The sequence below is a fragment of the Acidovorax delafieldii 2AN genome, assembly GCF_000175235.1.
Classification (GTDB): domain Bacteria; phylum Pseudomonadota; class Gammaproteobacteria; order Burkholderiales; family Burkholderiaceae_C; genus Acidovorax; species Acidovorax delafieldii_B.
Map to the genome: position 1 here is coordinate 1 of NZ_ACQT01000222.1, position 5,820 is coordinate 5,820.

7 protein-coding genes are annotated in these 5,820 nt (G+C 66.3%); 2 read left to right on the forward strand and 5 right to left on the reverse strand.

The genetic code is table 11. The annotated features are described in order from the left end of the window. The 5 genes from ACDELDRAFT_RS18205 to ACDELDRAFT_RS18225 form a co-directional block, all read right to left on the reverse strand. Positions 1 to 395: PhaM family polyhydroxyalkanoate granule multifunctional regulatory protein (locus ACDELDRAFT_RS18205; RefSeq protein WP_005799462.1), on the reverse strand; the 395-nt coding region annotated here is incomplete at its 3' end. A 100-nt stretch (positions 396 to 495) separates the two neighbouring features. Next, a complete protein-coding gene (locus tag ACDELDRAFT_RS18210; protein WP_005799463.1) occupies positions 496 to 999 on the reverse strand; it encodes a copper chaperone PCu(A)C in 504 nt (167 codons plus the stop codon). Positions 1,000 to 1,054: 55 nt separating this feature from the next. Next, positions 1,055 to 1,603: a YcnI family copper-binding membrane protein gene (locus ACDELDRAFT_RS18215; protein ID WP_100084466.1), complete on the reverse strand. Its 549-nt coding sequence runs from the start codon at positions 1,601 to 1,603 to the stop codon at positions 1,055 to 1,057. A gap of 30 nt (positions 1,604 to 1,633) precedes the next feature. Beyond that, positions 1,634 to 3,940 (reverse strand): TonB-dependent receptor, encoded by a 2,307-nt coding sequence (locus ACDELDRAFT_RS18220; RefSeq protein ID WP_005799465.1) that lies wholly within the window; start codon positions 3,938 to 3,940, stop codon positions 1,634 to 1,636. A 77-nt stretch (positions 3,941 to 4,017) separates the two neighbouring features. After that, positions 4,018 to 4,389, reverse strand: a complete 372-nt coding sequence (locus ACDELDRAFT_RS18225; protein ID WP_005799466.1) for a DUF2946 family protein — start codon at positions 4,387 to 4,389, stop codon at positions 4,018 to 4,020. A gap of 132 nt (positions 4,390 to 4,521) precedes the next feature. Between ACDELDRAFT_RS18225 and ACDELDRAFT_RS18230 the strand changes: the two genes are divergently transcribed. After that, positions 4,522 to 5,169 carry a glutathione S-transferase gene (locus tag ACDELDRAFT_RS18230; protein ID WP_005799467.1) on the forward strand — a complete coding sequence of 216 codons (648 nt, stop codon included), beginning with the start codon at positions 4,522 to 4,524 and terminating at the stop codon, positions 5,167 to 5,169. Between the two features lie 127 nt (positions 5,170 to 5,296). Beyond that, a complete protein-coding gene (locus ACDELDRAFT_RS18235; RefSeq protein ID WP_005799468.1) occupies positions 5,297 to 5,710 on the forward strand; it encodes a VOC family protein in 414 nt (137 codons plus the stop codon). The last annotated feature ends 110 nt before the right edge of the window (positions 5,711 to 5,820 follow it).

A 5,820-nucleotide genomic window follows, 5' to 3' on the forward strand; every position in this document is an offset into this window, starting at 1 on the left:
GTACGGGCGGCCTGGCGCGCCGCGTCGGCAGCGCCGGCCGGATCGGCCGCCTTGTGGGTGGCACCCATCATGGCGTCGGCCGTCCTGAGCTGGAAAGCGTTGGCCACGTCGGCCATGCTGAAGTTCATGCCCTTGAGCGTGGCCAGGGTCATTTTCTGCACCTCCAGCGCCTGGACGGTGGCGGTCAGGGCCCGCGAATTCTGTTCGAGCCAGAACTGCACGGCCTTGAGCTCGTCGATGCGCTTTTCGAGCTCTTCGACGCTGAGGGTGGGCGCCACCCAGTTCGAGAGGTTCGGCAACTGGGGAATGCTGCTGGAGGCGCCCTTCGCCAGGCTTTGCAGGAAGTCAAAGCCGGGGACGAATTTGCCGAAACCGAAATGGGGTGTATCGCTCATGGCCGCTCCGCAAGAGGTGGGTCTGGGGCATGGGGCCCGGCCGGGCCCCATGGCTGCACAGCTTACTCCAATGCCTCGCGGGCCGGGAGCCCCCGCGCGGTCAGTGCTTTTGCCCGTGCGCCGCGCCGTGGCCCATGTCGGTGGCCGCAGCGCCGGGGGCCTGCGTGGCCACCGGCAGCTGCAGCGGCAACTGCGACTCGGTGCCCTTGGCGTCCTGGAACACCAGGGTCACGGGCACGCTGGAGCCCTTGGCCAGCGGGGCCTTCAGGTCCATCAGCATGACGTGGTAGCCGCCGGGCTTGAGCTCCACCGTCTTGCCTGCGGGCAGGTCCAGCCCCGGCACGGCGCGCATTTTCATGACGTCGCCCTCCATCTTCATTTCGTGCACCTCGGCCACGCCAGCCGCCGGCGTTTCGACGCGCACCAGGCGCGCGCCGTCCTTGGCCGTGAGGCGCATGAAGGCGCCCGTGGCCTTCTGGCCTTGCACGCTGGCGCGTGCCCACGCGCCCTCGACCGCCACGGGGGCAGAGCCTTGGGCGTGGGCCTGACCTGCGAACAGGGCAATGGCGAAAAGCACGGGGCGGGTGATGCGCTGCAGTGTCATGGAATTCTCCTGGGGTTAAAAAAGCGTTGCGGGTTGGACAAAGAAAAGGCGCGGATCAGTGCGCGTGGCCGCCTGCGGCCGGCATCAGCTCAAGCACAGGCGCGGGAAATTTCAGTTCGCCAGGCTTCTGGCCCGGGGCGGGCACTTCGGCCCAATCGGCCCTGCCCTGCGCACACACCTGGGCCACCGGCCAGTACAGCGTGCCGGCCTGCGCGGGCATGCGCGCCTGCAGCACGAACTCGTCGTAGTAGGCGTTGGGCAGGGCATCGGCCGGTGTGTTCGCCATCCAGTGGATGCGGCGCACTTCCTCGGCAATGGTCTTGCCGTGGTCGGTGCGCGGCTGGGCCAGCGTCTCCCGCTCGATGGCGATGGTCCAGCCCGCCTTGGGCATGGGCTTGGCGCCTTCCACGCCGGGCGGCAGGGTCACCACGATCTCGCGCGTGGGGGACTCGCCGCAGCCGTGGCCCACGCGGAACGTGGCCTTGTAGCCGCTGCCGGCGCTGGCCACCTGGTATTCGAGCGTGATATGGGCATTTGCCGCATTGAAAATGCCTGTAGCGCTTACCAATAAAGCGCAAGTAGCTATTGTTTTGATAGTTTTCATGGCCGTCGATTGCATGGGGGTCGAGAAAGGTCAGAGGGCCCACTTCAGCTCGGCAAAGTAGCTGCGCTGCGGGTAGGGATGGAAGTTCCAGAACTGGTAGTTGTTGAGGTTGTCGATGCCCACCGCCGCACTGACCTGCTTGCTGATCTGGTAGCGCACGCGCACGTCGGTGGTGAAGTAGCGGCTCGCGCCCTGGTAGGCAAAGCCGTTGGGGTCACTGTTGTCGAGCGTGCTGTACTGCTTGCCGCTGTAGCGCGCGCCCAGGGTGTACGACCATTTCTCGTCCGGCCGGTACGTGGCCACGGCGCTGGCGCGCCACTCGGGGATGCGCGGCTGCCATTGGCCCACGCTGGCGGGAAACTTGTCGTTCTTCGTGATCTTGGAGTGGGTCCAGGTCAGGCTGCCGCCCAGTTCCAGCCCGCGCACAAAGACGTTGGCGGCCTGGTATGCCAGTTCCAGGCCCTTGGTACGGATCTCGTCCACGTTCTGCACGTTGGTGACGTTGGGTGTGACGAGCACATTGGTCTGCGAGTACAGCGCATCATGGGTGCGCTCAAAAAACGCTGTCAGGCGCAGCAGGCCATTGCCCATGTCGCGCTCGGCGGTCAGCTCGGTGGTCCAGCTCTTCTCGGGTTTCAGATTGGGGTCGTTGTTGATGAGCGTGCCACTGCCGTTGATGCCGCCCTGGTACAGCTCGGACACCGTGGGCATGCGCACGGCGCGGCCGGTGGAGGCCTTGAGCACCCACAGGTCGCTGGCCTGGTAGGCCACCGCGGCCTTGGGCGAGACATAGGTCTCGTTGCGCTCGGTGTGGCTCACCGTGGTGGTGGCGTTGCCGGTCTGGCCGTTGCTGGCGCTCCAGCGCTCGGCGCGGGCGCCCAGCACGGCTTTCCATTGGGGCGCGATCTTCCAGGTGTCTTGCGCCCACAGGCCGATGAGTTGCGTATCGCCGTTGAAGGCCTGGTTGCGTGCACCGGCATCACCGCTGATCCAGTTGCTGGTGGCGTTCTCGATGGTGCGCAGCTGGTAGCTGTCGCGCTGCAGGCCGAAGTCCACAATGTGCGTGCCCTGCACGCCCTCGGGCCGCCAGGTGCCCTTGGCGGCCAGGGTGTTCCAGCCCGTGCCCTTGCTGTTGACGATGCGCCCTGCCCCGCCGTTCAGCGCCGCAGGCAGCGCCACGGTGGCGGCGCGCAGGGTGTCGGTCTGGTAGTCGTACAGGCTGGCGGCCACCTCCCAGTCGAACACGCCCTGCGTTTGGCTCTTGACCGAGAGCCCGTGCATGAAGTGCGTGAGGTCTTCGTTGGACACATTGAAGTCCGTGGGCGTGAGCGCAAACGAGCGGCCATTGACATTGATGTTGACCGTGCCGCCATACACCGCGTTGCCGTTGGCATCGCGCAGGTAGCTGGTGGGGCGGCCTTCGGATTCGTTGTGCCACCAGCCGAAGGTGTAGGCCGCACGCACGGTGGGTGAGAAGTCGTAGGCGATCTTCGCCTTGATGTGGTCTTGCTGCGTGTGGTACTGCGTGGCGGTGCCCAGCAGGTACCAGGGCTGGTTGCTGCGGTTGTTGCCCAGCACCGCGCCCGTCACGGGCGTGCCCGCGTTGCCCACGGTACCGGCGGACACCAGGCGCGTGGGGAAGGTCAGCGGCTGGCCTTCGCTGTCCGTCTTGTTGAAGTTCAGGAACCACGACCAGTCGCCATTTTTGTTGCCCACCGATGCGCTCACCTGCTTGCCCCCGTAGGTGCCGCTGGTGTTGTACAGGTCGAAAGGCTGGTGCTGATAGCTGACCTGCCCATGCGCCTCAAACTTCGTCGGCATGCGCGTGACGTAGTCCACCACCGCGCCCACCGAGTTGCCCGCATACGCGGCGGAGAAGGGACCGTAGAGCACATCCACGCGCTCGATCTCCTCGGGCGTGACCAGCATCCAGCGCGGCGCGTTGGTGGGGCCGTTGCCGAGGTAGTTGCTCAGCAGAATGCCGTCGGCAAACACCATGGACCGGGCCGGGTTGCCGGTGCCCGAGGCGCGCGTGGACAGCACGGCATGGTTGTAGTCGCCGATGTAGCGCTTGCGCACCAGCAGGCTGGGCAGGTACTTGAGCGCGTCTTCGCTGTCGGTGGCATTGATCGAATGCTCGATCTGCTCGCGCGTGACGCCCTCGATGGTGGTGGGGATCTGCGTGGGCAGCGAGGTGGGCTGGCCGCCGCTGATGGTGACCACGCCCAGCTCCTTGACGGGGGCGCCGTCAGGCGTCTGGGCCAGCACAGGCACGGCCCAGGACAGTGCCAGGGGAAAAGCGCCGGCCACGGCCAGCGCCATGCGGTTTTTGCGCATGGAAACTCCTGAATACAAGCCAAATAGGCCGCTAGCGCCTTATTTATCCGCGCCAGCAGCTATCAAACGAATAGCAATCAGGAGAAAACAGGAGGACCACGCGGCGGCAGCGGCGCGGCAGTGCGCGCAGCGATGTGCGCGGCAGGGACGGGGCGCAGGGCATGCGCCAGGGGATGGGCCACCGGCAAGGCGGCCTGGGCCACCGGCGGGGGAGCCCCCACATGGGCACACAGGGGGCAGTCCAGCGTATGGCCCGACATTTCCTGCGCACCGTCGTCGGTTTTGACCAGCAGCTTGATGGCACCCGAAGTCGAGCAGACCAGTTCCATGGCCTGCGGATGCACCAGCGGCGACGCCACCGCCACACCGATCGACAGCACAAACCACGCCAGCACAAGGTGGGCGAGCCAGCGAAGGCTGCGAAGGGTTTGCAGGCAGGGGCGGGGCATGGAGCATTCATTGTAGGGGCCTTGCCCGCAAATCCCTTGACCGAGGTCATCTTCGCGACGGCGCCCCTGCCCGGGTCCGCATAGGATGCGCGCTCCCCTCTCGATCCTTTTCATGACACCGGAGACGAACCCATGCTGACCCTCTGCGGCTTTTCCGCCAGCAACTACTACAACAAAGTCAAGCTTGCCTTGCTCGAAAAAGGCCTGCCCTTCACCGAGGAACTGGCCTGGGTGGGCGAGACCGACCGCAGCGCCACGCCGCTGGGCAAAGTGCCCTACCTGCGCACGCCTGCAGGCACGCTGTGCGAGTCGGCCGTGATCGCGGATTACATCGAAACCGCCCATCCCCAGCCCTCCCTGCTGCCGGCCGACGCCTTCGCTGCAGCCAAGGTGCGCGAGCTGATCACCTTTCTGGAACTGCACCTGGAACTGGTAGCGCGCAACCTCTATCCCCAGGCATTCTTCGGCGGCAGCGTGAGCGAGTCGGTCCGCGAGAAGGTGGGCGCGCAGCTTGAAAAGAACGTCGCGGCCTTCGGCCAGCTGGCGCAGTTCAGCCCCTACGTGGCCGGTGACCACTTCACCCTGGCCGACTGCGCCGCCATCGTGCACCTGCCGCTGGTCAGCGCCGCCACCAAGACCATCTACGGCCGGGATTACCTCGCCGATCTGCCCGTACGCGACTACCTGGCGCGCATGGCCGAGCGCCCGCACGTGCAGCGGTTGAACGCCGATCGCAAGGCCAGCACGGCAGCGCTGCTGGCACGCCCCCCCAAGGGCTGAGCCGGGCTACGGCAGCGCCCTGCGCGCGCAGGGCAAACGGCCCCCTCCCCGTGGGCCCCCCCAAGAAACCCAGAGCGCGCCTTTCGTGACGGATCACTGACGTGGGCCGGCTGCTATCCTTGACCGGATGCACAGCCTGTTCCACCTCGCCTTCCACGTCACCGACCTTGATGCCGCCCGCCGCTTCTATGGCGACGTGCTGGGTTGCCGCGAAGGCCGCAGCACCGACACCTGGGTTGATTTCGATTTCTTTGGGCACCAGATTTCGCTGCACCTGGGCACGCCTTTCGCCAGTGAGCGCACGGGCCATGTGGGCGGCCACCTGGTGCCCATGCCACATTTCGGGGTCATTCTCGCGCTGCCAGCCTGGCAGGCACTCGCGGCGCGGCTGCGCGCAGCCCGCATCGATTTCGTGATGGAGCCCCAGGTGCGCTTTGAAGGCCAGCCAGGCGAACAATGGACGATGTTCTTCCACGACCCCAGTGGCAACCCCATTGAAATCAAGGGGTTCCGCTCACTCGAAGACATCTACGCCGCCTGAACGCCGTCTGAGCGCCCCGTGCGCATTGAGGCGCCGGCGTTCGCTCACTTGCCCGCGAGCGAGGGGATGCCTCCCAGCGCGAACACCGAATTGGGCACGCCTGCGCGCAC

Coding starts and splice junctions, on each gene's coding strand:
- ACDELDRAFT_RS18220 (WP_005799465.1), bottom strand. CDS start 3,940: ATGCGCAAAAACCGCATGGCGCTGGCCGTGGCCGGCGCTTTTCCCCTG.
- ACDELDRAFT_RS18235 (WP_005799468.1), top strand. CDS start 5,297: ATGCACAGCCTGTTCCACCTCGCCTTCCACGTCACCGACCTTGATGCC.
- ACDELDRAFT_RS18225 (WP_005799466.1), bottom strand. CDS start 4,389: ATGCCCCGCCCCTGCCTGCAAACCCTTCGCAGCCTTCGCTGGCTCGCC.
- ACDELDRAFT_RS18210 (WP_005799463.1), bottom strand. CDS start 999: ATGACACTGCAGCGCATCACCCGCCCCGTGCTTTTCGCCATTGCCCTG.
- ACDELDRAFT_RS18215 (WP_100084466.1), bottom strand. CDS start 1,603: ATGAAAACTATCAAAACAATAGCTACTTGCGCTTTATTGGTAAGCGCT.
- ACDELDRAFT_RS18230 (WP_005799467.1), top strand. CDS start 4,522: ATGCTGACCCTCTGCGGCTTTTCCGCCAGCAACTACTACAACAAAGTC.